The 23,645-nt window shown below is 72.8% G+C and carries 24 protein-coding genes and 3 tRNA genes; 24 read left to right on the forward strand and 3 right to left on the reverse strand.

Annotation, left to right across the window (positions count from 1 at the left end):
- Positions 1–48 precede the first annotated feature (48 nt).
- From ICW24_RS10800 to ICW24_RS10865, 14 genes are all read left to right on the forward strand, one after another.
- Positions 49–1,773 carry an NAD-dependent malic enzyme gene (locus tag ICW24_RS10800; protein ID WP_226345712.1) on the forward strand — a complete coding sequence of 575 codons (1,725 nt, stop codon included), beginning with the start codon at positions 49–51 and terminating at the stop codon, positions 1,771–1,773.
- 175 nt (positions 1,774–1,948) lie between these two features.
- Positions 1,949–3,400: an MFS transporter gene (locus tag ICW24_RS10805; RefSeq protein WP_226345713.1), complete on the forward strand. Its 1,452-nt coding sequence runs from the start codon at positions 1,949–1,951 to the stop codon at positions 3,398–3,400.
- Between the two features lie 142 nt (positions 3,401–3,542).
- Positions 3,543–4,199, forward strand: coding sequence for a biotin transporter BioY (locus tag ICW24_RS10810; RefSeq protein ID WP_226345714.1), 657 nt, complete (start codon positions 3,543–3,545; stop codon positions 4,197–4,199).
- 28 nt (positions 4,200–4,227) lie between these two features.
- Entirely contained in the window at positions 4,228–4,914 is a 687-nt protein-coding gene (locus ICW24_RS10815) for an energy-coupling factor ABC transporter ATP-binding protein (protein ID WP_226345715.1), read from the forward strand.
- Positions 4,908–5,519, forward strand: coding sequence for an energy-coupling factor transporter transmembrane component T family protein (locus ICW24_RS10820; protein WP_226345716.1), 612 nt, complete (start codon positions 4,908–4,910; stop codon positions 5,517–5,519). The genes ICW24_RS10815 and ICW24_RS10820 overlap by 7 nt, the downstream gene beginning before the upstream one ends.
- Before the next feature lie 109 nt (positions 5,520–5,628).
- Positions 5,629–5,701: transfer RNA gene (locus ICW24_RS10825), tRNA-Thr, on the forward strand.
- Between the two features lie 64 nt (positions 5,702–5,765).
- Positions 5,766–5,842, forward strand: a tRNA-Met gene (locus ICW24_RS10830).
- Positions 5,843–5,949: 107 nt separating this feature from the next.
- Positions 5,950–6,120 carry a 50S ribosomal protein L33 gene (gene rpmG, locus ICW24_RS10835; RefSeq protein ID WP_226345717.1) on the forward strand — a complete coding sequence of 57 codons (171 nt, stop codon included), beginning with the start codon at positions 5,950–5,952 and terminating at the stop codon, positions 6,118–6,120.
- Between the two features lie 90 nt (positions 6,121–6,210).
- Positions 6,211–6,903, forward strand: coding sequence for a nitrile hydratase subunit alpha (nthA, locus tag ICW24_RS10840; protein ID WP_226345718.1), 693 nt, complete (start codon positions 6,211–6,213; stop codon positions 6,901–6,903).
- 3 nt (positions 6,904–6,906) lie between these two features.
- A complete protein-coding gene (gene nthB / locus ICW24_RS10845) occupies positions 6,907–7,704 on the forward strand; it encodes a nitrile hydratase subunit beta (protein WP_226345719.1) in 798 nt (265 codons plus the stop codon).
- Complete coding sequence (locus ICW24_RS10850; RefSeq protein ID WP_226345720.1) at positions 7,701–8,186, forward strand: SH3-like domain-containing protein; 486 nt, start codon at positions 7,701–7,703, stop codon at positions 8,184–8,186. Before nthB ends, ICW24_RS10850 begins: the two co-directional genes overlap by 4 nt.
- Before the next feature lie 9 nt (positions 8,187–8,195).
- Positions 8,196–8,645: an FAS1-like dehydratase domain-containing protein gene (locus ICW24_RS10855; RefSeq protein ID WP_226345721.1), complete on the forward strand. Its 450-nt coding sequence runs from the start codon at positions 8,196–8,198 to the stop codon at positions 8,643–8,645.
- Positions 8,642–9,085 (forward strand): MaoC/PaaZ C-terminal domain-containing protein, encoded by a 444-nt coding sequence (locus tag ICW24_RS10860; protein WP_226345722.1) that lies wholly within the window; start codon positions 8,642–8,644, stop codon positions 9,083–9,085. The genes ICW24_RS10855 and ICW24_RS10860 overlap by 4 nt, the downstream gene beginning before the upstream one ends.
- A gap of 1 nt (position 9,086) precedes the next feature.
- The gene (locus ICW24_RS10865; protein ID WP_226345723.1) at positions 9,087–10,172 is read left to right on the forward strand and encodes a UDP-N-acetylmuramate dehydrogenase; all 1,086 of its coding nucleotides are present in this window, start codon (positions 9,087–9,089) and stop codon (positions 10,170–10,172) included.
- 28 nt (positions 10,173–10,200) lie between these two features.
- Here the strand turns inward: ICW24_RS10865 and ICW24_RS10870 are convergent, their stop codons facing one another.
- Positions 10,201–10,698 (reverse strand): PTS sugar transporter subunit IIA, encoded by a 498-nt coding sequence (locus ICW24_RS10870; protein ID WP_226345724.1) that lies wholly within the window; start codon positions 10,696–10,698, stop codon positions 10,201–10,203.
- A complete protein-coding gene (locus ICW24_RS10875) occupies positions 10,695–10,928 on the reverse strand; it encodes a PTS sugar transporter subunit IIB (protein ID WP_226345725.1) in 234 nt (77 codons plus the stop codon). The genes ICW24_RS10870 and ICW24_RS10875 overlap by 4 nt, the downstream gene beginning before the upstream one ends.
- Before the next feature lie 230 nt (positions 10,929–11,158).
- On the opposite strand from ICW24_RS10875, the gene ICW24_RS10880 reads away from it, so the two are divergent.
- Together ICW24_RS10880 and ICW24_RS10885 are read left to right on the forward strand one after the other, a co-directional pair.
- Positions 11,159–12,433, forward strand: coding sequence for a PTS transporter subunit EIIC (locus ICW24_RS10880; RefSeq protein WP_226345726.1), 1,275 nt, complete (start codon positions 11,159–11,161; stop codon positions 12,431–12,433).
- The gene (locus ICW24_RS10885; protein ID WP_226345727.1) at positions 12,430–13,608 is read left to right on the forward strand and encodes an N-acetylglucosamine-6-phosphate deacetylase; all 1,179 of its coding nucleotides are present in this window, start codon (positions 12,430–12,432) and stop codon (positions 13,606–13,608) included. Before ICW24_RS10880 ends, ICW24_RS10885 begins: the two co-directional genes overlap by 4 nt.
- Before the next feature lie 129 nt (positions 13,609–13,737).
- On the opposite strand, the gene ICW24_RS10890 is transcribed toward ICW24_RS10885, so the two are convergent.
- Positions 13,738–14,823 carry an adenosine deaminase gene (locus ICW24_RS10890; protein WP_226345728.1) on the reverse strand — a complete coding sequence of 362 codons (1,086 nt, stop codon included), beginning with the start codon at positions 14,821–14,823 and terminating at the stop codon, positions 13,738–13,740.
- A 337-nt stretch (positions 14,824–15,160) separates the two neighbouring features.
- Here ICW24_RS10890 and ICW24_RS10895 point away from each other — a divergent pair.
- The 8 genes from ICW24_RS10895 to rpoB all read left to right on the forward strand — a co-directional run bounded on the left by ICW24_RS10895 (position 15,161) and on the right by rpoB (position 23,556).
- Positions 15,161–15,233 (forward strand) — tRNA-Trp (locus ICW24_RS10895).
- Positions 15,234–15,358: 125 nt separating this feature from the next.
- A complete protein-coding gene (gene secE, locus ICW24_RS10900; RefSeq protein WP_226345729.1) occupies positions 15,359–15,637 on the forward strand; it encodes a preprotein translocase subunit SecE in 279 nt (92 codons plus the stop codon).
- Positions 15,638–15,712: 75 nt separating this feature from the next.
- Positions 15,713–16,666 (forward strand): transcription termination/antitermination protein NusG, encoded by a 954-nt coding sequence (gene nusG / locus ICW24_RS10905; protein ID WP_372360578.1) that lies wholly within the window; start codon positions 15,713–15,715, stop codon positions 16,664–16,666.
- A gap of 210 nt (positions 16,667–16,876) precedes the next feature.
- Entirely contained in the window at positions 16,877–17,311 is a 435-nt protein-coding gene (gene rplK / locus ICW24_RS10910; RefSeq protein WP_226345730.1) for a 50S ribosomal protein L11, read from the forward strand.
- 100 nt (positions 17,312–17,411) lie between these two features.
- A complete protein-coding gene (gene rplA, locus ICW24_RS10915; RefSeq protein WP_226345731.1) occupies positions 17,412–18,122 on the forward strand; it encodes a 50S ribosomal protein L1 in 711 nt (236 codons plus the stop codon).
- Between the two features lie 387 nt (positions 18,123–18,509).
- Positions 18,510–19,043 (forward strand): 50S ribosomal protein L10, encoded by a 534-nt coding sequence (gene rplJ, locus ICW24_RS10920; protein WP_226345732.1) that lies wholly within the window; start codon positions 18,510–18,512, stop codon positions 19,041–19,043.
- Positions 19,044–19,118: 75 nt separating this feature from the next.
- A complete protein-coding gene (rplL, locus tag ICW24_RS10925; RefSeq protein ID WP_226345733.1) occupies positions 19,119–19,511 on the forward strand; it encodes a 50S ribosomal protein L7/L12 in 393 nt (130 codons plus the stop codon).
- Between the two features lie 559 nt (positions 19,512–20,070).
- Positions 20,071–23,556 (forward strand): DNA-directed RNA polymerase subunit beta, encoded by a 3,486-nt coding sequence (gene rpoB / locus ICW24_RS10930; RefSeq protein WP_226345734.1) that lies wholly within the window; start codon positions 20,071–20,073, stop codon positions 23,554–23,556.
- Positions 23,557–23,645 lie beyond the last annotated feature (89 nt).

The raw sequence follows: 23,645 nt of genomic DNA on the forward strand, positions 1-23,645 counted from the left end.
GCGTGGCCGGGGCGCCCCGGGTGTGACGCGCGCCATAGAGTGGTTCCCATGAGCAACGTCCCCCGCGCAGCCGCCATGACGCTCGAGGACGGACAGGAGGTCCCGATCCGCTGGAAGGGCTATCAGCTCATGAGCAGGCCCATGCTCAACCGGGGCACCGCCTTCACGCACGCGGAACGCCGGGCGCTCGGCCTCACCGGGCTGCTCCCGACGGGCTACTCCTCGATGGAGATGCAGGTCCAGCGGGTGTACAAGCAGTACAGCGAGCAGCCCGACGACCTCAGCAAGAACGTCTTCCTCACCGCGATGCGCGACCGCAACGAGGTGCTCTTCTACCGCCTGCTGGCCGACCACATCGACGAGATGTTGCCCATCGTCTACACGCCGACGATCGGCCTCGCCATCGAGCGGTACAGCGACTGGTACAACAAGCCGCGCGGGGTGTTCCTCTCGATCGACCGGCCCGACGAGGTCGCCGAGTCCCTCAGCAACTACGGGCTCGGCGCCGACGAGGTCGACCTCGTCGTCGTCACCGACTCCGAGGGCATCCTCGGCATCGGTGATCAGGGCGTCGGCGGCATCGCCATCACGACTGGCAAGCTGTCGGTGTACACCGCGGCCGCCGGGGTCCACCCCCGCCGCGCGGTGCCCGTCGTCCTCGACGTCGGCACCGACAACCTCAAGCTCCTCAACGACCCGCTCTACCTCGGCGAGCGGCACGCGCGGGTCCGCGGCGAGCGCTACGACGAGTTCATCGAGCACTTCGTCGAGACGGTCGTGGAGCTGTTCCCCAACGCGATGCTGCACTGGGAGGACTTCGGGACGGCCAACGCGCACCGCATCCTGTCGAAGTACCGCGACCGGTGCTGCACGTTTAACGACGACATCCAGGGCACGGCCGCGGTCGTGCTCGGGGCGGCCGTCGCCGCGGCCCGGGCGAACAACACGCGCATGAGCGACCAGCGGGTCGTCGTGCACGGTGCGGGCACGGCCGGCGTCGGGATCGTCACCCTCATGCGCGACACGATGATGATGGAGGGCCTGACCGAGGCCGAGGCCAACGCGCGGTTCTGGTGCCTCGGGCGCGGGGGGCTCATCACGACCGCCCAGGGCGAGGCCGAGGGCATTCTCGACTACCAGCGCCCGTTCGCCCGCGAGGCCGACGAGGTGGCGCGCTGGGGCACCGGCCCGAACGGCCGGATCGGTCTCGACGACGTGGTCCGCAACGTCCACCCCACGATCCTCATCGGGACGTCCGCGCAGACGGGGGCGTTCACCGAGAGCGTCGTCAAGGAGATGGCCTCGCACGTCGAGCGGCCGATCATCATGCCGCTGTCCAACCCCACGTCACGCGCGGAGGCCCGCCCGGTCGACCTCCTCGAGTGGACCGACGGGGCCGCGCTCATCGCCACCGGCTCGCCGTTCGACCCGGTCGTGCGCGGCGACATCACCTACGAGATCGCGCAGGCCAACAACGCGCTCGTCTTCCCCGGCCTCGGGCTCGGGGTGGCCGTCTGCCGCGCGACGCGCGTGTCCGACGGCATGATCGCCGCGGCCGCCGAGGCCGTCGCCGAGACGGTCGACGCCGCCCGCCCCGGCGCGCGGCTCCTGCCCAGCGTGCGCGAGCTGCGTGCGGTGTCCGCGTCCGTCGCGCTCGCCGTGTGCAAGGCGGCCGACGCGGAGGGGCTGGCCCGCACCCCGGTCGTCGACCCCGTCCAGCAGGTGTTCCAGCGCATGTGGCGCCCCGCCTACGGCGACATCGACTTCGACTGACCGTCGAGCCGGCCCGGAGGCCGGACGCGGCCCCGGCGTCGGGCCGCCGCATCCGGGTCCGGTGCGTGGGCCGGGCCCGGATGGGGCACCATCGTCACGTGCCCGAACCGTGCGCGAGGGAGAATCCCCCGCCGCCGCCCGCCGTGCCCACCCGACGTCACCCTGGGAGTCGCTGATGCCCGCCCCCGTCCGGCCCCACGTCGCGGACCCGCCGTCGCGCAGCAGGCGGCTCGACCGGCTGCCCTTCACCCGCGCCCACGCTCGCCTGCTCGGCGGCTCCGGCGTCGGCTGGGCGCTCGACGCGATGGACGTCGGCCTCATCTCCTTCGTCATGGTGGCGCTGGCCGCGCAGTGGCAGCTCGACGCGACGACCCTGTCGTGGATCGGGTCCATCGGCTTCGTCGGCATGGCGATCGGCGCGAGCCTCGGCGGGTTGCTCGCCGACCGCATCGGCCGGCGGCAGGTCTTCGCGGTGACGCTGCTCGTGTACGGGCTCGCGACGGGGGCCTCGGCGCTCGCCGGGTCGGTGGCCGTGCTCATCGCGCTGCGGTTCGTCGTCGGCCTCGGCCTGGGGGCCGAGCTGCCCGTGGCGTCCACGCTCGTCGCCGAGTACTCGCCCCGGTCGGTCCGCGGGCGCATGGTCGTCGCCCTCGAGTCGTTCTGGGCCGTCGGGTGGATCCTCGCGGCGCTCATCGGCTTCCTCGTCGTGCCCTCGAGCCCGGACGGGTGGCGGTGGGCGCTCGCCGTCGGCATCGTCCCCACCCTCTACGCGGTCGTCGTCCGCTTCGGCCTGCCCGAGTCGGTCCGTTTCCTCGAGTCCAAGGGCCGTCACGACGAGGCCGAGGCGGCCGTCCGCTCCTTCGAGGACAGCCCGGCCTGGCGGGCCTCCGCCCGGGCGGGGGAGGAGCCCGCGGGCGCGCACCGAACGGCCGCCGCCGCTGAGGGCGTCCGGTCCGTCGAGGGCGTCCGGTCCGCCGAGGCTGCCGGGCTCGGCGCGCACGAGGTCGAGCTCGACGACGCGTCGGGGGCAGCGCGCCCGGGCCTGTGGTCGAGGGCGTTCCGCCGCCGCACCACCGCCCTGTGGACCGTCTGGTTCCTCGTCAACTTCTCCTACTACGGCGCCTTCATCTGGCTGCCGACCCTCATCGCCAAGCAGGGCTTCCCCGTCGTCAAGTCCTTCGAGTACACCCTGCTCATCACGCTCGCCCAGCTGCCCGGTTACGCGCTCGCGGCCTGGCTCATCGAGGTGTGGGGGCGCCGGGCGACCCTCGCCGTCTTCCTCGCGGGGTCGGCCCTCTCCGCGGGCGCGTTCGGGCTCGCGCAGGGCGCCACCTGGCTCGTCGTCACGGGCGCCTGCCTGTCGTTCTTCAACCTCGGGGCCTGGGGCGCCCTGTACGCCGTCTCGCCCGAGATCTACCCCACGTCGATCCGGGCGACCGGCACCGGCGCCGCGGCCGCGTTCGGCCGGATCGCGAGCATCATCGCCCCGCTGTCGGTCCCGGTGTTCCTCGGCTGGGGCGGCCAGCCCTTCGTCTTCGCCGTCTTCGGGATCGCGTTCGCCGTCGCCGCGCTCGCGGCCCTCTTCCTCCCGGAGCAGACGGACGTCTCCCTCGACGCCGTCACCTGAGCCCCCCGCCCTCGGTGGACCGGCTCGCGCGACCGTCGTGCCGCTCTCGGGCCGACCTGGCAGACTCGCGCCCGGACCGCGTCTGCACCCGACGCCGGCCCCGGCGGCCGCGCCGAGACGATCGAATCCGCGAGAGGACCCCATGGCGACCCGAGCGACCCCCGACGACCCGACCCGCCGCGAGACCGGCACGAGCGCATCCTCCGTACCCGACGTGCCCGGGCCCCGCGCCCGCGGCCTCGGGGCCCGCGACCTCGCGTACGTGGCGACGTTCGCGGCGCTCATCGTCGTGCTCGGGCTGCCCGGGGCGATCTTCGCCTTCGGCAGCGGCGTCCCCATCACCCTGCAGACGTTCGGCGTCATGCTCGCCGGGCTGATCCTCGGCGGTCGCCGCGGCGCGCTCGCCTGCCTGCTCGTCGTGGCGCTGTGCGCTCTCGGCCTGCCCGTCCTCGCGGGCGGGCGAGGGGGGTTGGGCGTGTTCGCCGGCCCCACGGTCGGCTTCCTGCTCGGATGGGTGCCCGGCGCGGCGGTCACCGGGTGGCTGGCCGCGAGGCGTGCTCCCGGGTTCTCGGTCCCGTGGGGGACCGCGGGGGCGCTGCTCGGGGGGATCGGCGTCGTGCACGCCCTCGGGGTCCTCGTCCTCGCCTGGCGCGCCCACCTGGCGCCGTCTGCGGCCCTGACGGCCGACCTCGTCTTCGTCCCCGGCGACCTCGTCAAGGCGGCGCTGGCGGTGGTCGTCGCGGCCGCGGTGCACCGGGCCGTGCCGGGGTTGCTGCCTCCGCGCGGGGCGCGGCCCTGAGCGCCCGACGTCGTCCCAGGCCGACCGGGTGATCACGTTCGACGGGGTCGGCCACCGGTTCGGTGACCGGACCGTGCTGCGCGGCATCGACCTCGACCTGAGGGAGAGGTTCGTCGGCGTGGTCGGCGCCAACGGATCCGGGAAGTCGACGCTGGCGCGGTGCGTCAACGGGCTCGTCCGGCCGACGTCGGGGCGGGTCGTCGTCGACGGCCTGGACGTCGGGCGGCAGACCGCCCGGGTGCGCCGCCGCGTCGGCTTTGTCTTCCCCGACCCGGCCGCCCAGATCGTCATGCCGACCCCGGCCGAGGACGTCGCGTTCTCCCTGCGCCGGGCCGGACTGAGCCGCTCGCAGACGACCGCCCGCGTCGAGGAGACCCTCGAGCGATTCGGCCTCGCCGGGCACGCCGACCATCCCGCGGGCCTGCTCTCGAGCGGCCAGCGCCAGCTCCTCGCCCTCGCGAGCATCCTCGTCACCGAACCCGACGTGCTCGTCTGCGACGAGCCGACGACGCTGCTCGACCTGCGCCACACCCGTCGTGTCGCCGCCCTCCTCCACGGCCTTCCCCAGCAGGTGCTCATGGTCACCCACGACCTCGAGCTGCTCGGCGGCCTCGAACGGGTGATCGTCGTCGACGAGGGGCGGGTCGTCGCCGACGGGGACGGACCCGCCGGCGTCGCCACGTACCGCGCGCTCATGGAGGCGGACGCGTGCTGACCTCCCTCTACGTGCCCGGGCACTCCTGGCTGCACCGGGCGCCGGTGGGGGGCAAGGTTCTCGGGCTGCTGGTCGCGACGACCCTGCTGCTCGCGTGGCGCGACCCCGCCGCGCCCGCGCTCGGGGCCGTCGTCGTCGCGGCGGTGCACCTCGGGGCGGGGCTGGGCGTCCGACGGCTCCTCGCCCAGGTGTGGGCGCTGCGGTGGGTCGTCGCCGTCCTGGCGGTTCTCCAGTGGTGGGCCGCGGGTCCGCGGGAGGCGGTGGTCGTCGTCGGCGGCCTCCTCGTCGCGATCCTGGCGGCCGGCGTCGTCACGGCGACGACGCGCATCGAGGCGATGATGGACGCGGTCGTCGGCGCCCTGGGACCCCTGCGCCGGGTCGGCGTCGACCCGGACCGGGTCGCGCTCGCACTCGGTCTGACGATCCGGACCGTCCCGGCGTTGACCGGCATCGCCCGGGAGGTCGCCGACGCGCGGGCCGCCCGCGGGATGGGGCGTAGCCCCCGGGCGCTGCTCGTCCCGCTCGTCGTGCGCGCCGTCCGCCACGCCGACGCCGTCGGCGACGCGCTCGTCGCGCGGGGTGTGGACGACGGGCCGGGGGAGTGAACGCGGTCGTCCACGAGGGACGATGCGCACGTCCGGATTTTTGTCGACCGGCCCCCAACGTGTATGTTTTTCCCTGCGTGTCCGGCGCGTTCGTGCCCCGGGCAGGTAGGCCCCGATAGCTCAGTCGGCAGAGCGTCTCCATGGTAAGGAGAAGGTCTAGGGTTCGATTCCCTATCGGGGCTCCGGTGCTCGCCGGTCCTCCTCCCATCGACTCGTCGACGTGGAGGACGGAGCGTGCCGACTCCCGGCGGGGTAGCTCAGGTGGTTAGAGCACACGACTCATAATCGTGGTGTCGCGGGTTCGAGTCCCGCCCTCGCTACCAGCGCGTTCACGGATCCGTATCCGGGGCGCGTATCCTGGTCCGTCGAGGTCCCGCGCACGACGCGCCCCGGGCCGACCGCCGTCCGATCGTGAAAGTCAGGTAGCACCGTGGCCAGCAAGTCCAGCGACGTCCGCCCCAAGATCACGCTTGCGTGCGTGGACTGCAAGGACCGCAACTACATCACCAAGAAGAACCGCCGCAACGACCCCGACCGGCTCGAGCTGGCGAAGTTCTGCCCCAACTGCCGCAAGCAGACCCCGCACCGCGAGACGCGCTGAGTCCGCTGCGCAACGAAGGCCGTCACCCGGCAGGGTGACGGCCTTCGTTGCGCAGCGGGACCGTCCCGGACCGGCCCTACACTGCGCAGGATGAGCGAGCACGAGCACGACCACACGCACGGCAGCTCCCTGAGCGAGATGGACGCGCGGACGCGTGCGCTCGAGTCCCTGCTCGTCGAGGCCGGACTCGTGGATCCCGACGCGCTCGACGCGATCGTCGAGTACTACGAGCACGAGGTGGGGCCGCACCGCGGCGCCCGGGTCGTCGCCCTCGCCTGGACGGACGAGGCGTTCCGGGAACGGTTGCTCGCCGATGCGACCGCGGCCGTGGCGTCGCTGGGGTACGCCGGCCGCCAGGGCGAGCACCTGGTGGCGCTCGAATGCACCCCCGACCTGCACCACCTCGTCGTCTGCACGCTCTGCTCGTGCTATCCGTGGCCCGTCCTCGGCCTGCCGCCGGTCTGGTACAAGTCGCCGGCCTACCGCGCGAAGGCCGTCCGCGACCCCCGCGGGGTGCTCGCCGACGCCGGCGTGACACTGCCGGCGCACACGGCCGTCCGGGTGTGGGACTCGACCGCCGAGGTGCGCTATCTCGTCGTGCCGGTGCGACCCGCCGGGACCGACGGCTGGTCGGTCGAGGCGCTCGCGGACCTGGTGACGCGGGACGCGATGATCGGCATGAGCGTGGTCGACCTCCCTGCCGACCGCGTGGACGACCCGAAGGACGCCCCGAAGGACGACCACGTCGCGGCGTCGTCGGCGCCCACGGCGACGGAGGGCTGAACCGTGGACGGGGTGCACGACCTCGGTGGGATGCACGGCTTCGGACCGGTCGTGCTGGAGGAGGCCGAACCCGTCTTCCACGCGGACTGGGAGCGCCGGGCCCTCGCGCTCACGCTGGCCACCGGCGCGCTCGGACGGTGGACCATCGACCGCTCCCGCCACGTGCGGGAGTCGCTGCCGCCGGCGCTCTACCTGGGCAGCAGCTACTACGAGATCTGGCTGCGCGGACTCGACCGGCTGCTCGCGGAGTCGGGACTCCTCGACACCGGCCGCGCCGCGGACATCGACGACGGGTTGCGCCCCGGCGCCGCCCCACCGGCGCCGGCGGCCGTGCCCTGGCCCACTCTGCGCGAGTCCCTCGAACGCGGCTCGCCCTACGATCGCGACGCCGACGCGCCGGCCCGGTTCGCGGTCGGTCGGCGGGTCCGCACGCTGGTCATGCACCCGAGCGGCCACACCCGGCTGCCGCGCTACGCCCGGGGCAAGGTCGGGCAGGTCGTGGCCGTCCGCGGCGCGCACGTCTTCCCCGACCGCAACGCCGCCCCCGACGCTGCGGGAGCGGCCCGAGGGTCGATCCGCGCTCAGGCACGGCCGACGTCGTCGCCGGAGTGGCTGTATACGGTCGCCTTCGACGGGCGGGAGCTGTTCGGCGCGGACGCGGACCCCACCGTGACGGTGACGATCGACGCCTTCGAGCCCTACCTGCGACCCGCCGACGCCGCCGATGTCACCGCCGACGCCACCGACCCCGCCGACGACGCCGACGCCGCGGACGACGTCGAGAACAGGGGGACGGCGTGACCGGCGGCGAGCCGCGCCCGCCGGGCCGTCCCGGGCCGCGGCGGGCCGTGGGCACCCCGCCGGGCCGGCTCACCCCACGCGACCTCCCGGACGTGGGCGTTCCGGTGCCGCGGGAGGAGGGGCCGCTGTTCTGCGAACCGTGGCAGGCGAGTGTGTTCGCGATAGCCGTCCACCTGGCCGACCGCGGGGTCCTCGCCTGGCCGCGCTTCGCCGCCGCCCTCGGTGCGCGGCTGGCCGACGAGCCGGACTACCACCGGGCTTGGGCGTCGGCGCTCGTCGACGTGTTGGCGGCCGACGGCGTCCTCACGCCGGCGCAGGTCGAGACGCGGGAGGGCCGTTGGCACGCCGCCGCCGCGGCCACCCCGCACGGGCAGCCGATCACCCTGCCCGAGAGCGGCGTGGACGCCTGCGCGCCCGGATCGGGCGGCACGGACCGACGGTCGGGAGCCCGCCCCCGCCGTCGGCCGGCCGCCAGCACCTAGGGTGTGCTCATGCCTGTCAACACCTCGTTCGAAGGTCGGGTGCTGGAACCGGCCGGCACCTTCGTCGTCGGCCGGGAGAACGTCCGCGACTTCGCGCGCGCCCTCGGCACGAGCGACCCCCGGCACCACGACGTCGAGGCCGCCCGGGCCGCCGGCTACGCCGACCTCGTCGCCCCGCCGACGTACGCGGCCCAGATCTCCATGAACGCCGAGAAGGTGTTCTTCGACGACCCGGGGACGGGCGTCGACTGGGGCCGGGTCGTCCACGGGGAGCAGAAGTTCGTCTACGACCACCCGCTCGTCGCGGGTGACGAGATCCTCACGACCGTCCACGTCGACCGGATCCGCGAGGTCGGCGGCAACTCCCTCGTCACGACGCGCTGCGTCCTGACGACCGTGGACGGCGCGCCCCGGTGCCGGTCCGTGTCGAGCATCGTCGTGCGGGGGGAGCAGTCGTGACCGAGAACACCGTGCCCGGCCGCCGGGTCTTCGAGGGCATCGGGGTCGGCGAGCAGATCGGCGCCACCACGCTGGTCTTCGACCGCGCCCGCCTCGTCGCGTACGCCGCCGCGAGCGGCGACCGGAACCCCATCCACTGGTCCGACCCCGCCGCGAGAGCCGCCGGCCTGCCCGACGTCATCGCGCACGGCATGCTGACGATGGGAGCCGCGCTCGACCTCGTCGTCGGCTGGGCCGGCGATCCGAGCGCGGTCCGCGAGTACGGCACGAAGTTCGTCGCCCCGGTCGTCGTGCCCGCCACGGGTCAGGTCGAGGTCGAGGTCGCGGGGGTTGTCCGCAAGGTCGACGAGGCGTCCCGGACCGTGACGGTCGAACTGGCGGTGACGCACGACGGCGCCAAGGTCCTGTCACGGGCCCTCGCGACCGTGGAACTGCGCTGACGTGCGCGTCGAGGAGAACGCCCCCCTGTCCGAGCGCACGACGATGCGCGTCGGCGGCCCGGCCGACCGGCTCGTCACCGCCGAGACGACCGACGAGCTCGTCGACGCGGTCCGTGAGGTCGACGACGCCGGCGAGCCCTTGCTGCTCGTCTCGGGTGGGTCGAACCTCGTGATCGCCGACGACGGGTTCCCCGGCTCCGTCGTGGCCGTGGCCACCCGCGGCATCCGCGTCGAGAGCTCCGACGCGTGCTCGGGGGCGACGGTCCGCGTCGCCGCCGGCGAGAACTGGGACGCCCTGTGCGCGCACGCCGTCGAGCAGGGGTGGGCGGGCATCGAGGCCCTCGCCGGCATCCCCGGTCTCGTCGGCGCGACGCCGGTGCAGAACGTGGGGGCGTACGGCCAGGAGGTGGCCCAGACGATCGCGCAGGTGCGCGTGTGGGACCGCCGCGAGGAGGCGGTGCGCACGTTCGCGAACGCCGACTGCGGATTCGCCTATCGGGACTCGCTGTTCAAGGCCTCGGCGCACGGTGGATCGCCGCGCTACGTGGTCCTCGAGGTCGTCTTCCAGTTCGAGCTCGCCGACCTCTCCCGCCCGATCGCCTACGCCGACCTGGCCCGCGGGCTGGAGGTGGAGGTGGGGGAGCGGGTGCCGCTGGCCGACGCCCGCGAGGCCGTCCTCGCGCAGCGCCGCCGCCGCGGCATGGTGCTCGACCCCGCCGACCACGACACGTGGAGCTGCGGGTCGTTCTTCACCAACCCGATCCTCTCCCGAGGTCGCTTCGACGCGCTGCGGGCCCGCGTGGCCGCCCGCCTCGGGCCGGACGTCGAGCCGCCCGCCTTCCCGGGCGAGAACGGCGCGGTGAAGACGAGCGCCGCGTGGCTCATCGACCGGGCCGGCTTCGCCAAGGGTCACGGGATGCCGGGCCCGGCCGCCCTCTCCACGAAGCACACCCTGGCCGTGACCAACCGGGGCTCGGCCCGCGCCACCGACGTCCTCGCCCTCGCCCGCGAGGTGCGCGGCGGGGTCCTCGACGCGTTCGGGGTCGAACTCGTCAACGAGCCGGTCCTCGTCGGCGCGACCCTGTAGACCTCGGAGCCGGCCGGGGCGACGGGCCTCAGGCGGCCGGCCAGTCGAAGAGGCGGTCGCCCGCGCGGACGTGGGCGCCGGGGTCGGGCGGGGCGACCGCGCCGGGCGGGGTGTCGAACACGCACACGAGGACCCACGGCGACAGTCCGAGTTCGGCGACGCCCGCCGGGTCCCACCGCACGAGTTCGGAGCCGGCCTCGACGCGGTCCGCGGTCGCGACGAGCAGGTCGAAGCCCTCGCCGCGCAGGCGCACCGTGTCGATGCCGAGGTGGACGAGCACGCCCACGCCGTCGTCGCGGACGATCGCCACCGCGTGCGGGTGGGCCTTGACCACCGTCCCCGAGACGGGTGCGAGGGCCGCGCCGCGCACGGGATCGGGCTCCACGGCCACGCCGGAGCCGACCATCTCGGCGGCGAAGACGGGGTCGGGCGCCTCGCTCAGCGGGCGCACGACGCCCGCGCACGGGGCGAGGACCGCGGTGGGGCCGACGACGGGATCCGCGGGATCGACCGGGGGAGCGCTCACCTCAGGTCCTCGATCTCGTCGGCGATCGTGTCGGCCTCGAGCCCGACGACGACCTGGACGACGTTGCCGGCCCGCATGACGCCGTGGGCGCCGGCCGCCTTGAGCGCCGCGTCGTCGACGAGTGAGGGGTCGGCCACCTCGGTCCGCAACCGGGTCGTGCACGGTTCGATGTCGAGGACGTTGGCGTCGCCGCCGAGGGCGGCGAGGATCTGCTCGGCCTGGGTGCTCACGGAGATCTCCTTCGCTGAGGGCGGGACCCGCCGCGGGATCGGCGCAGGTCCGCCCCCGACGCTACCCCGGCGCGTACTCTCGGGACGGTCGGTCGAGACCCCCGTCCGTCGCACGCGCTGCCGGTGACGTTCCGTCGTGCGCCGAGGTGCTGCGCCGGGGGGGTCCGCCGCCGCCTCCGGAGGGCGACGACGTGACCCGGCCGTCACGGCCTCGCGAAAGGACGCGTCCCATGACCAGTGCAGGTGCCACCGCCGACGCGGGGAGTCCGGGGGCCCGCAGCCCCCGCATCGGGCTCGCCGGCATCCAGAAGTTCGGCCGGAGCCTCATGCTCCCGATCGCCGCGCTGCCGGTGGCGGGGCTCATGCTCCGCCTCGGCGCGGAGGACATGCTCGGCGCGAAGGGTTTCGGCTGGGGCCCGGTCGCCGCCGTCGTCGGTGCGGGCGGGGCTGCGCTCTTCGACCACCTGCCGCTGCTGTTCGCGCTCGGCATCGCCATCGGCATGGCGAAGAAGGCGGACGGGTCGACCGCGCTCGCCGCCGTCGTCGGCTATCTCACCTTCGAGAGCGTGTGCGGGGCGATGAGCCCATACGTCCTCGCCGGGCGCCTCGACCCCAAGGGCGAGCAGGCCGTCGTCAACTTCGGCGTCCTCGGCGGCATCCTCGTCGGGCTCATCGCGTCGTGGCTCTGGGCCCGCTTCCACCGGACCAAGCTGCCGCCCTACCTCGCGTTCTTCGGCGGCCGGCGCCTCGTGCCGATCCTCACGGCGTTCGCGTCGCTCGTTCTCGCCGTGCTCCTCTCGTTCATCTACCCCGCGTTCGACGCCGGCCTCAGCGGGATCGGGCGCTGGGTCGCGGACAACGCCGTCGTCGGCGGGTTCGTCTACGGCACGCTCAACCGGCTCCTCATCCCGCTCGGGCTGCACCACATCCTCAACTCGGTGCCGTGGTTCCTGCTCGGGCAGTACACCCCGCCCGGCGGGGAGCCCGTGACCGGCGACATCGCGCGTTTCCTCTCCGGCGACCCGACCGCCGGCGCGTTCATGACGGGCTTCTTCCCGGTGATGATGTTCGGCCTGCCGGCCGCGGCCCTCGCCATCGCCCACGAGGCGCGTCCCCACGCCCGCAAGGCGACGCTGGGCCTCATGAGCTCCGTCGCGCTGACGGCGTTCCTCACGGGCATCACCGAGCCGCTCGAGTTCGCGTTCATGTTCGTGGCGTTCCCCCTGTACGTCGTCCACGCGCTGCTCACCGGCACGTCGCTGGCGATCTGCAACGCCCTCGGCATCCACGACGGGTTCAGCTTCTCGGCGGGCCTGTTCGACTTCGTCCTCAACTGGGGCATCGCCCAGCGGCCCCTGCTGCTCCTCGGGGTCGGGCTCGTCTACGCGGTGATCTACTACGTGCTCTTCCGGTTCGTGATCCGCCGCTGGAACCTGAGGACGCCGGGCCGGGAGGACGAGTCGGGCGACGCCGCGGAGTCGACCCCCGCGAACACGACCCCGTGACGGCTCCCGCCGGCGCGACGACGTTCGTCGCCGACGCCGTCCTCGCCCCGGACGCGTGGCTGGCGCCGGGCTGGGTCCGGGTCGTCGGTGACCGGATCGCCGGTCTCGGCCCCGGCCGGCCGGCCGACGCGTCGGACCCCGCCGAGCGCCGGGCCGGTCAGGTGCGCCTCCCGCCCGGCACGGTCCTCGCGCCCGGCTTCGTCGACATGCACGCGCACGGCGGCGGCGGTGCCTCGTTCACGAGCGGCGACCCGGAGCAGGCGCGCCGCGTCCTCGCGGCGCATCGGGCGCGGGGGACGACGTCGATGATGGCGAGTCTCGTCACGCAGGCCCCGGACGTCCTCGCCGCCGACGTGGCGGCCCTCGCGCCGCTCGTGCGCTCCGGCGAGCTCGTCGGGATCCATCTCGAGGGGCCGTGTCTCTCGCCGGCCCACCGCGGCGCCCACGACCCGTCCCTGCTGACGGCGCCGACCCCGGCCGCGATCGACGCCGTGCTCGAGGCCGGTGACGGCGCCGTGCGCATGGTCACCCTCGCCACGGAGCTCGACGGGGGCCTCGAGGCGGTCGGTCGCCTCGTCTCCGCCGGGGTCGTCGCCGCGCTCGGGCACACCGACGCGACGTACGACCAGACGCGCCGCGCCCTCGACGCGGGCGTGGGCGTGGCCACCCACCTGTGCAACGCGATGCGGCCACTGCACCACCGCGAACCGGGGCCGATCCTCGCGCTGACGACGGCGGAGTGCGCGACCCTCGAGGTCATCGCGGACGGCGTCCATCTCCACCCCGCGGTCGTCGCGGCCGTGTTCGCCGCCGCCCCCGGTCGCGTCGCACTCGTCACCGACGCGATGAGCGCCGCCGGGGCCGGCGACGGCGACTACCGGTTGGGGCCGTTGGCCGTCCGCGTCGAGAACGGGGTCGCCCGCGTGCGCTCGACGGGTGCGATCGCCGGCAGCACGCTCACGCTCGACCGGGCCGTCGCCTTCGCCGTCCGGGAGGCCGGGGTCGGGCTCGAGGCCGCCCTGCGGGCGGCCACGCAGGTGCCCGCCGCGAGGCTGGGCCGCACCGACGTCGGCGTTCTCGCCCCGGGCGCCCGCGCGGACCTCGTGGGCGTGGGCCCCGACGCCTCCCTGCGGCTCGTCGTCGCGGGCGGGCGGGTGTTGCCGCAGCCCGACTGACGCCGGGCCGGTGGCCGGCTCGCAGGACCGGGAGGGGGAGCCACAGGACCGGGAGGGCCGGGAGCCACAGGACCGAGCGGGCCGGGGGAGGTGAGGGCCACGGCGTGCCCGCCGCGGCCGACCGACCGGTCAGGCGATCGGGTCGACCGGGTCGGCGCCGGCCCGCTCGTCGCGCGGCGAGCCCGTCCCGTCGCCGAGGGCGAGCCAGTCGTCGACCCCCCGGCGCAGGCGGGCCTTCGTGGACTCTGGGGCGCGGCTGCCGTCGATCGACCCGCGCGCGAGGTGGGCGAGGCCGGCGTCGTCGAAGCCGTGCACCGCGCGGGCGTACTCGTACTGGTCGGCGAGTCGGCTGCCGAAGAGCAGCGGGTCGTCGGCGCCGAGGGCCACGCGGGCCCCCGCGTCGACGAGCCCGCGCAGGGGCACGTCCCCCTGCCGCGCGTAGACGCCCAGCGCGACGTTGCTGCCGGGGCACACCTCGAGAGTGATGTCGTGATCGACGACCTGCCGCAGGACCGCCGGATCCTCGATGCTGCGCACCCCGTGCCCGAGGCGGTCGGGGTGGAGGGCGGCGATGGTGTCGGCCACCGCGTCGGCCCCGAGGAGCTCGCCGCCGTGGGGGACGAGCGCGAGCCCCGCGCGCGCCGCGATCGCGAAGGCGGGCGCGAAGTCGTCGGTCACGCCGCGCCGCTCGTCGTTGCTCAGGCCGAACCCGACGACCTCGCCCGGCCCGTCCCCGGCGTACGAGGCGGCGAGGCGGGCCAACGTCCGGGCGTCCAGCGGATGGCGGATGCGGCTCGCGGCCACGACGACGGCCACCTGGGTCCCGGTGCGCGCCGACGCGGCCTTCGCCTCGTCGAGGACGATCTCCAGCGCCGGGGTGAGCCCCCCGACGTGCGGCGCGTAGCTCGTCGGGTCGACCTGCAGCTCGAGCCACCCCGACCCCTCGTCGGCGTCGCCCTCGGCGGCCTCGGCGACGATGCGGCGCATGTCGGCCTCGCTGCGCACGCAGGCCCGGGCGGCGTCGTACATCCGCTGGAACCGGAACCAGCCCCGCTCGTCGGCCTCGCGCAGGTCCGGGGGCCAGGCGTCGGTGAGGAACCGGGGCAGCCGCATCCCGTGACCGTCGGCCAGCTCGAGCAGGGTCGTGTATCGCATCGAGCCGGTGAAGTGCAGGTGGAGGTGGGCCTTCGGGAGAGCGTGGACCGGGGCCGACATGCCGTCAGTCTCCCAGACGCGCCGGGCCGACCCGCGCCCCGGACGTTCGGGTGGGTCCGCCCGCCCGGCGAGGTCGATGCTGGTCAGGTGTCCGGAACGGCCGGCGAAGGCGGGTCGTCCGTGGATCGACCGTCGATCCCCGGTGTTCCGACCGCAGGGAGTCGCGGCCGGGACACGGCCCCCGCGTGCGGGACTCGGTTGGCCTTGGGCGCGCGGGTTCACGTATGCTTCCCGTTCGGGTGCCTCGATAGGCGTGCCCGGCGTGTCTTCCGCGCGGCCCGGTTCGTTCCGGTCCCGCCCGACCCGCCGAGTGCTCGTCGACCAAGGTCCACCCAGTAGGGCAGTGGCTCAATTGGTAGAGCACCGGTCTCCAAAACCGGCGGTTGGGGGTTCGAGTCCCTCCTGCCCTGCGTGTGACGCCGGCCGGCGCCCCCGTGGGCACCGATCGGCGCAACGAGGTGTCACCCCCGGATGGGTGTGACCGACGCCGAGGTGCGTACGGCCGGGGCGAGGTCGCGCGCAGAGATGAGGATCCGTGAGCGACCAGAAGACGGTGTCGTCCGGGGCGACGTCCGGGTCGGCCCCGCAGGACGGTGGCAAGAAGGGCAACCCGTTCGCCCGGTTCTTCCGCGCGATCGCGCTGTTCGTCGGCCAGGTGGTCGACGAGATGCGCAAGGTCGTCCCCCCGTCTCGGCAGGAGCTGACGAGCTACACGATCGTCGTCATCGTCTTCGTCACGGTGGTCATGCTCGTCGTGTTCGGGCTCGACGCCGCGTTCACGAAGTTGATGTTCTGGATCTTCGCCGGAGACTGAGCGGCGAGGATCGTCACCTCCCGCGGCGTGCGCGCCGCGGGATCCGTCGTTTTCGAGAAGGAAGTAGGTCAACGCGTGTCCGATCAGCCGACACCCGAGGTCGAGGACAACGGAGCGCCCGACGTCGACGACGCCGAGGCGACGCAGGAGTCCCTCGCCGACCTGGTGGACGCCGGGGACGACGCGGCGGCCGTGGAGGCGACGGTCGACGACGCCGACGAGGACGTGACCGGGGCCGACGAGCACGAGACGGAGGAGCCCGGCCTCGATGAGGCTCCGGCGTCCGACGAGGCCCCCACCGACGCCGTCGACGGCGATGCCGAGGTGTCGGACGACGCGGAGGTGTCCGGCGATGCCGAGGTGTCCGACGATGCCGAGGTGTCGGACGACGCGGAGGCGGAGGAGGAGCCGGCGGTCGATCCCGTCGAGGAGCTGCGCCGCAGCCTGCGCTTCGCCGAGGGCGAGTGGTACGTCGTCCACAGCTACGCCGGGTACGAGAACCGCGTCAAGCAGAACCTCGAGCAGCGCGTGACCAGCCTCAACATGGAGGAGTTCATCTTCCAGGCCGAGGTCCCGATGGAGCAGGTCACCGAGATCAAGAACGGGCAGCGCAAGGTCGTCCGGCGGGTGCGGATGCCCGGGTACGTGCTCGTGCGCATGGACCTCACCGACGAGAGCTGGGGTGCGGTCCGCCACACCCCGGGCGTCACCGGCTTCGTCGGCAACGCGTACTCCCCGGTCCCGCTGAGCCTCGACGAGGTCCTGTCGATGCTCGCGCCGCAGGCCCAGGAGCAGGCCGCGGCGCAGGAGTCGGCCCGTCCGCGTCCGGCGCAGGCCGCATCCGGCTCGCCGGTGGAGGTCGAGTTCGAGATCGGCGAGTCCGTCACCGTCATGGAGGGCCCGTTCGAGACCCTGCCGGCGACGATCTCCGAGGTCCTGCCCGAGACGCAGAAGCTCAAGGTGCTCGTGTCGATCTTCGGTCGCGAGACGCCGGTCGAGCTCTCGTTCAACCAGGTCGCCAAGATCTGACCCGCGGCCCCCACCGGGGGCCGCCCCGGCGGGCGTCATCGCCTCGTCCGCCGCCACGTACACTGAAGAGTCGGCGACATCGCCGACTCTTCGGTCGTGCAGGCCCACCCGTGACGTACGTGTGTCCCGGGCCTGCGCACCCGTCCGGCAGTACTGCAACCGGGTCATCGCCCACGGCGTCGGCCCACGACGACAGGAAGGGGTAGGCGAATGCCTCCCAAGAAGAAGAGGGTCTCCGGCTTCATCAAGCTGCAGATCCAGGCCGGTGCCGCGACTCCGGCGCCGCCCGTGGGCCCGGCCCTCGGTCAGCACGGCGTGAACATCATGGAGTTCGTCAAGGCGTACAACGCCGCGACGGAGTCCCAGCGCGGCAACGTCATCCCGGTCGAGATCACGGTCTACGAGGACCGCTCGTTCACCTTCGTGACGAAGACGCCCCCGGCGGCCGAGCTGATCAAGAAGGCGGCCGGCGTGGCCAAGGGCTCCGGCGAGCCGCACAAGACCAAGGTCGCCAAGCTCACCAACGACCAGGTCCGCGAGATCGCCCAGCAGAAGCTCGAGGACCTCAACGCCTACGACATCGACCAGGCCGCGAAGATCATCGCGGGGACGGCGCGCTCGATGGGTATCACGGTCGAGGGCTGATCGGGTCCACGACGTGCTCTCGCCGCCGTTCGGCGGCGGGCAGTGGTAGGGCCTGCGCGGGGCCCGCACCACGACTCCAGGAACACAGAAGGAGAATCACATGCGCAGCAAGGCCTACCGCTCCGCGGAGGAAAAGATCGACCAGGCCAAGGTGTACGGCCCGCTCGAGGCGGTCCGGCTCGCCAAGGACACGGCGGCGACGAAGTTCGACCCGACGGTCGAGGTGGCGTTCCGCCTCGGCGTCGACCCGCGCAAGGCGGACCAGATGGTGCGCGGCACGGTGAACCTGCCGAACGGCACGGGCAAGACGGCCCGCGTCCTCGTCTTCGCGACGGGCGCGAACGCCGACGCGGCCGTGGCGGCCGGCGCCGACCACGTCGGCTCCGACGAGCTGCTCGCCAAGGTGCAGGGCGGCTGGCTGGACTTCGACGCCGTCGTCGCCACCCCGGACCTCATGGGCAAGGTGGGTCGGCTCGGCAAGGTGCTCGGCCCTCGCGGCCTCATGCCGAACCCGAAGACCGGCACCGTGACGATGGACGTCGCCAAGGCGGTCTCGGACATCAAGGGCGGCAAGATCGAGTTCCGCGTCGACAAGCACAGCAACCTGCACTTCATCATCGGCAAGGCGTCGTTCGACGAGAAGGCGCTCGTCGAGAACTACTCGGCGGCGCTGGAGGAGATCCTCCGTCTCAAGCCGTCGGCGAGCAAGGGTCGCTACATCTCGAAGGCGACGATGAGCACGACGATGGGCCCGGGCATCCCGCTGGACTTCACGCGCACCCGCAACCTCCTGTCGGCGGACGAGGCCTGAGCCTCCTCACGTCGGCCCCGAGGGGCCCGGACCGCATCCGTGCGGTCCGGGCCTCTGCCCGTGTTCGGCGGTGAGGATCGGGCCTCCGGGGTCTCGTGGACGCCTCGCGGGGCCGGCCGGCGCCTCCCGGATCATCGGACGCGACCGGCGATTTGGCCGCGTCGTGAACGGCCCGTAAGATCGAGGAGACCCATGACCGTCGGTCGTCGCGCTGCCACCTCAGGTGGAAGAGCGGCCGAAGGACCCCCATGCAGGGGCGTCCGGCGCAGGCCACGACACTCCGCGCCCGATCTCGGTCGGTGCGCCCCGAGCTCCCGTGCCCTGCGCCGGGAGCTTTTCTCGTGTCGGGGTCGGGGTGACCGGCACAGCACGAACGAAGGAGGCCCCATGGCAACGCCCGCGAAGCAGGCAGCCATTGCCGAGCTCTCGGAGAAGTTCCGCGAGTCCGGTGCGGCCGTTCTCACCGAGTACCGCGGCCTGACCGTCGCGCAGCTGGCCGGCCTGCGGGCCTCCCTGCGCGAGTACGGCACGTACTCGGTCGTGAAGAACACGCTGACCGAGCTCGCCGCGAAGGACGCCGGTGTCACGGCGTTCGACGGGCAGCTCACCGGTCCGTCGGCGATCGCGTTCATCACCGGTGACCCGGTGGAGGCCGCGAAGAGCCTGCGTGACTTCTCGAAGGCCAACCCGCTCCTCGTCATCAAGGCCGGCGTCCTCGACGGCAAGCCCATGACGGCGGAGGAGATCACCAAGCTCGCGGACCTCGAGTCCCGCGAGGTTCTGCTGGCCAAGCTCGCCGGCGCCATGAAGGCGAAGACGAGTCAGGCCGCTGCCCTATTCCAGGCGCCGCTGAGCAAGACGGTCCGCACCGTCGAGGCCCTGCGCGCCAAGGTCGCCGAGGGTGGCGACGCGCAGGCCTGATCGCTCCCGCGATCCGGTCTCATCACGACAACCAGCCACTCCCGGCATCACAGCATCACCAGGAAGGAAGCCATCATGGCCAAGCTCAGCAACGACGAGCTTCTCGACGTCTTCTCCGAGATGACGCTCATCGAGCTGTCCGAGTTCGTCAAGGCGTTCGAGGACAAGTTCGACGTCACCGCCGCCGCCCCGGTCGCCGTGGCCGGCGGCGCCGCCCCCGCCGGTGGCGGCGAGGGCGCTGCCGCAGCGGAGGAGCAAGACGAGTTCGACGTCGTCCTCGAGTCCGCGGGCGACAAGAAGATCCAGGTCATCAAGGAGGTGCGCGGTCTCACGAGCCTCGGCCTGAAGGAGGCCAAGGACCTCGTCGACGGCGCGCCCAAGTCGGTCCTGGAGAAGGTCTCCAAGGAGGACGCGGAGAAGGCGAAGGCTGCCCTCGAGGGCGCCGGCGCCACCGTCACCCTCAAGTGACGTCCTCCCGGGGTGCCCGTGTGGCGCCCCGGGACACGCCCTGACGCGGCGGCATCGATCCACGGATCGGTGCCGCCGCGTCGCGTTGTCGGCCGGCCTGTCCCCGCCCCGGCGGCCCCGTGCGATCGAGGCGGTCGGCCACTCGCCCACGCGCATGCTTGACCTGCGCCGGTGGTGGGGGCATCCTCGTGGTCGTCGGATGTCGACGCCGGTCCGCCGGGAGGTGTCCGCCGGAAAGGCCCCGTGAGCACACCGGGGCGAACCCGGTCCGCGGGACGCACGCTGCGGGCGCCCGATTCGTCGGCGTGGGGGCTCAGGTCCGCCCTCCAACGGCCGACTGGCTTTGCCCGCCCATATCGGGTATGCTGTCGCTTTGCGCTGCCCATGTGCTGCCCCGGGGTCGACGGTGGATCGTCCCCGGAGTGATCATCGGCCCGCCGCCTCCGACCCGCGGCCCCCATCCGGGGACGTCGTCGCAGGTGAGCGGCCTACGGATCACTCGTGGTCGTGTGGCAGGCGCGCAACCGCCGAAACACATAGGCCTCTGGAAGGACCATCCTTGGCTGCCTCGCGTACCGCGACCCAGAAGATGCCCAGCGCGATCACGGCTTCCGGCCGTGTCTCCTTCGCGAAGATCCGCGAACCCCTCGAGGTCCCCGACCTCCTCGCCCTCCAGACCGAGAGCTTCGACTGGCTGCTCGGCAACGAGCGCTGGCAGGACCGGGTCGCTGCGGCGATCGAGTCCGGTCGCAAGGACGTGCCCGAGCACTCGGGCCTCGAGGAGATCTTCGAGGAGATCTCCCCGATCGAGGACTTCTCGGGTTCGATGTCGCTGTCGTTCCGCGACCACCGCCTCGAGGAGCAGAAGTACTCCATCGAGGAGTGCAAGGAGCGCGACATGACGTACAGCGCGCCGCTGTTCGTCACCGCCGAGTTCATGAACAACCACACGGGCGAGATCAAGAGCCAGACGGTCTTCATGGGCGACTTCCCACTAATGACCGACCGCGGCACCTTCGTCATCAACGGCACCGAGCGCGTGGTCGTCAGCCAGCTCGTGCGCAGCCCGGGCGTGTACTTCGAGCGCACCCCGGACAAGACCTCGGACAAGGACATCTACTCCGCCAAGGTCATCCCGAGCCGCGGCGCGTGGCTCGAGTTCGAGGTCGACAAGCGCGACATGGTCGGCGTTCGCGTGGACCGCAAGCGCAAGCAGTCGGTGACGGTCCTGCTCAAGGCCCTGGGGTGGACCGACGCGCAGATCCTCGAGGAGTTCGGCGAGTACGACTCGATCCGCGCGACGCTCGAGAAGGACAACACGAGCGGCCAGGACGACGCGCTGCTGGACATCTACCGCAAGCTGCGTCCGGGCGAGCCGCCGACCAAGGAGGCCGCGCAGACCCTCCTCGACAACCTGTACTTCAACCCCAAGCGCTACGACCTCGCGAAGGTCGGCCGCTACAAGGTGTGCAAGAAGCTGGGTATCGAGGCGGAGCTGTCGGAGTCGACCCTGACGGTCGACGACATCGTCGCCACCATCAGGTACCTCGTCGCGCTGCACGCCGGTCAGGACTCGATGCCGGGTCGCCGCGGGGGAGAGGACGTCGCCGTCCGCGTCGAGGTCGACGACATCGACCACTTCGGCAACCGCCGCCTGCGCAACGTCGGTGAGCTCATCCAGAACCAGGTCCGCACGGGTCTGTCGCGGATGGAGCGCGTCGTGCGCGAGCGGATGACGACGCAGGACGTCGAGGCCATCACGCCGCAGACACTCATCAACATCCGCCCGGTCGTCGCCTCGATCCGCGAGTTCTTCGGCACGAGCCAGCTCTCGCAGTTCATGGACCAGAACAACCCGCTCGCGGGTCTGACGCACAAGCGTCGCCTGTCGGCGCTCGGCCCGGGTGGTCTCTCCCGCGACCGCGCCGGCATGGAGGTCCGCGACGTCCACCCGAGCCACTACGGCCGCATGTGCCCGATCGAGACGCCGGAAGGCCCGAACATCGGCCTCATCGGCTCGCTCGCCTCGTACGGCCGGATCAACCCGTTCGGGTTCGTCGAGACGCCGTACCGGAAGGTCGAGCACGGCCGCGTCACGGACGAGGTCCACTACCTGTCGGCCGACGAGGAGGACGAGTTCGTCATCGCGCAGGCCAACGCGCCCATCGGCGAGGACGGCTTCTTCGTCGACGAGCGCGTGCTCGTCCGCTCCAAGGGCGGCGAGTCCGAGGACCTCCCGGGCGTCGACGTCGACTACATGGACGTCTCCCCGCGCCAGATGGTGTCGGCCGCGACCGCCCTCATCCCGTTCCTCGAGCACGACGACGCGAACCGGGCGCTGATGGGCGCCAACATGCAGCGTCAGGCCGTGCCGCTGGTGCGTTCCGAGGCGCCGTACGTCGGTACCGGCATGGAGTACCGCGCGGCGCTCGACTCGGGTGACGTGGTCCGCGCGACCAAGGCGGGTGTCGTCGAGTCGGTCTCGGCCGACGTCGTCACCGTCGGCAACGACGACGGCACGCACCAGAGCTACCGGATCGCGAAGTTCCAGCGCTCCAACCAGGGCACGAGCTACAACCAGCGGGTCCTCGTCGACGAGGGGCAGCGCCTCGAGGTCGGCGCGGTCATCGCCGACGGTCCGGCCACGGACGGCGGCGAGATGAGCCTGGGTCGCAACCTGCTCGTGGCGTTCATGCCGTGGGAGGGCTACAACTTCGAGGACGCGATCATCCTGAGTCAGCGTCTCGTGCAGGACGACGTCCTGTCCTCGATCCACATCGAGGAGCACGAGGTCGACGCCCGCGACACGAAGCTGGGCCCGGAGGAGATCACGCGGGACATCCCGAACGTCTCCGACGAGGTCCTCGCCGACCTCGACGAGCGCGGCATCATCCGCGTCGGCGCCGAGGTCCGCGACGGCGACCTGCTCGTCGGCAAGGTCACGCCCAAGGGTGAGACCGAGCTGACCCCGGAGGAGCGTCTCCTGCGCGCGATCTTCGGCGAGAAGGCCCGCGAGGTCCGCGACACGTCGCTGAAGGTCCCGCACGGTGAGACCGGCACGGTCATCGGCGTCAAGGTGTTCGACCGCGAGGAGGGCGACGAGCTTCCCCCGGGCGTCAACCAGCTGGTGCGCGTCTACGTCGCGAACAAGCGCAAGATCACGGACGGCGACAAGCTCGCCGGCCGGCACGGCAACAAGGGCGTCATCTCCAAGATCCTCCCGGTCGAGGACATGCCGTTCCTCGAGGACGGCACCCCGGTCGACATCGTCCTCAACCCGCTCGGCGTCCCCGGCCGCATGAACATCGGCCAGATCCTCGAGCTCCACCTCGGGTGGGCGGCCAGCCGCGGCTGGGAGGTCGAGGGCGAGCCCGAGTGGGCGGCCATGCTGCCCGACGACGCGCTGTCGGCCCCGGCCGGCACCCGCGTGGCGACGCCGGTCTTCGACGGCGCCCGCGAGGACGAGATCACCGGTCTGCTCGACGCGACCCGCAAGACCCGCGACGGGCAGCGCCTCATCGGTTCCAGCGGCAAGGCGCGGCTGTTCGACGGCCGCTCCGGCGAGCCGTACCCGGAGCCGATCTCGGTGGGCTACATGTACATCCTCAAGCTGCACCACCTCGTCGACGACAAGATCCACGCGCGCAGCACGGGTCCGTACTCGATGATCACGCAGCAGCCCCTGGGTGGTAAGGCGCAGTTCGGTGGCCAGCGCTTCGGCGAGATGGAGGTCTGGGCCCTCGAGGCCTACGGCGCCGCCTACGCCCTGCGCGAGTTGCTCACCATCAAGTCCGACGACGTCTCCGGACGCGTCAAGGTCTACGAGGCCATCGTCAAGGGCGAGAACATCCCCGAGCCGAGCGTGCCGGAGTCGTTCCGGGTCCTCATCAAGGAGATGCAGTCGCTGTGCCTCAACGTCGAGGCGCTGTCCTCGGACGGCACGGCGATCGACCTCCGCGAGCCGGACCAGGAGGTCTTCCGCGCCGCGGAGGAACTCGGCATCGACCTGAGCCGGCGCGAGCCGAGCAGCGTCGAGGAGGTGTGAGCCGTCGGGGACTACCCCGGCGGCCCCCGACGGTTCGGTCGGTCCACGCACCGACCGGCCCGGCGGGCCACGACGTAAGACCTTGTGAC

Source organism: Agilicoccus flavus (assembly GCF_014857905.1).
Classification (GTDB): domain Bacteria; phylum Actinomycetota; class Actinomycetes; order Actinomycetales; family Dermatophilaceae; genus Agilicoccus; species Agilicoccus flavus.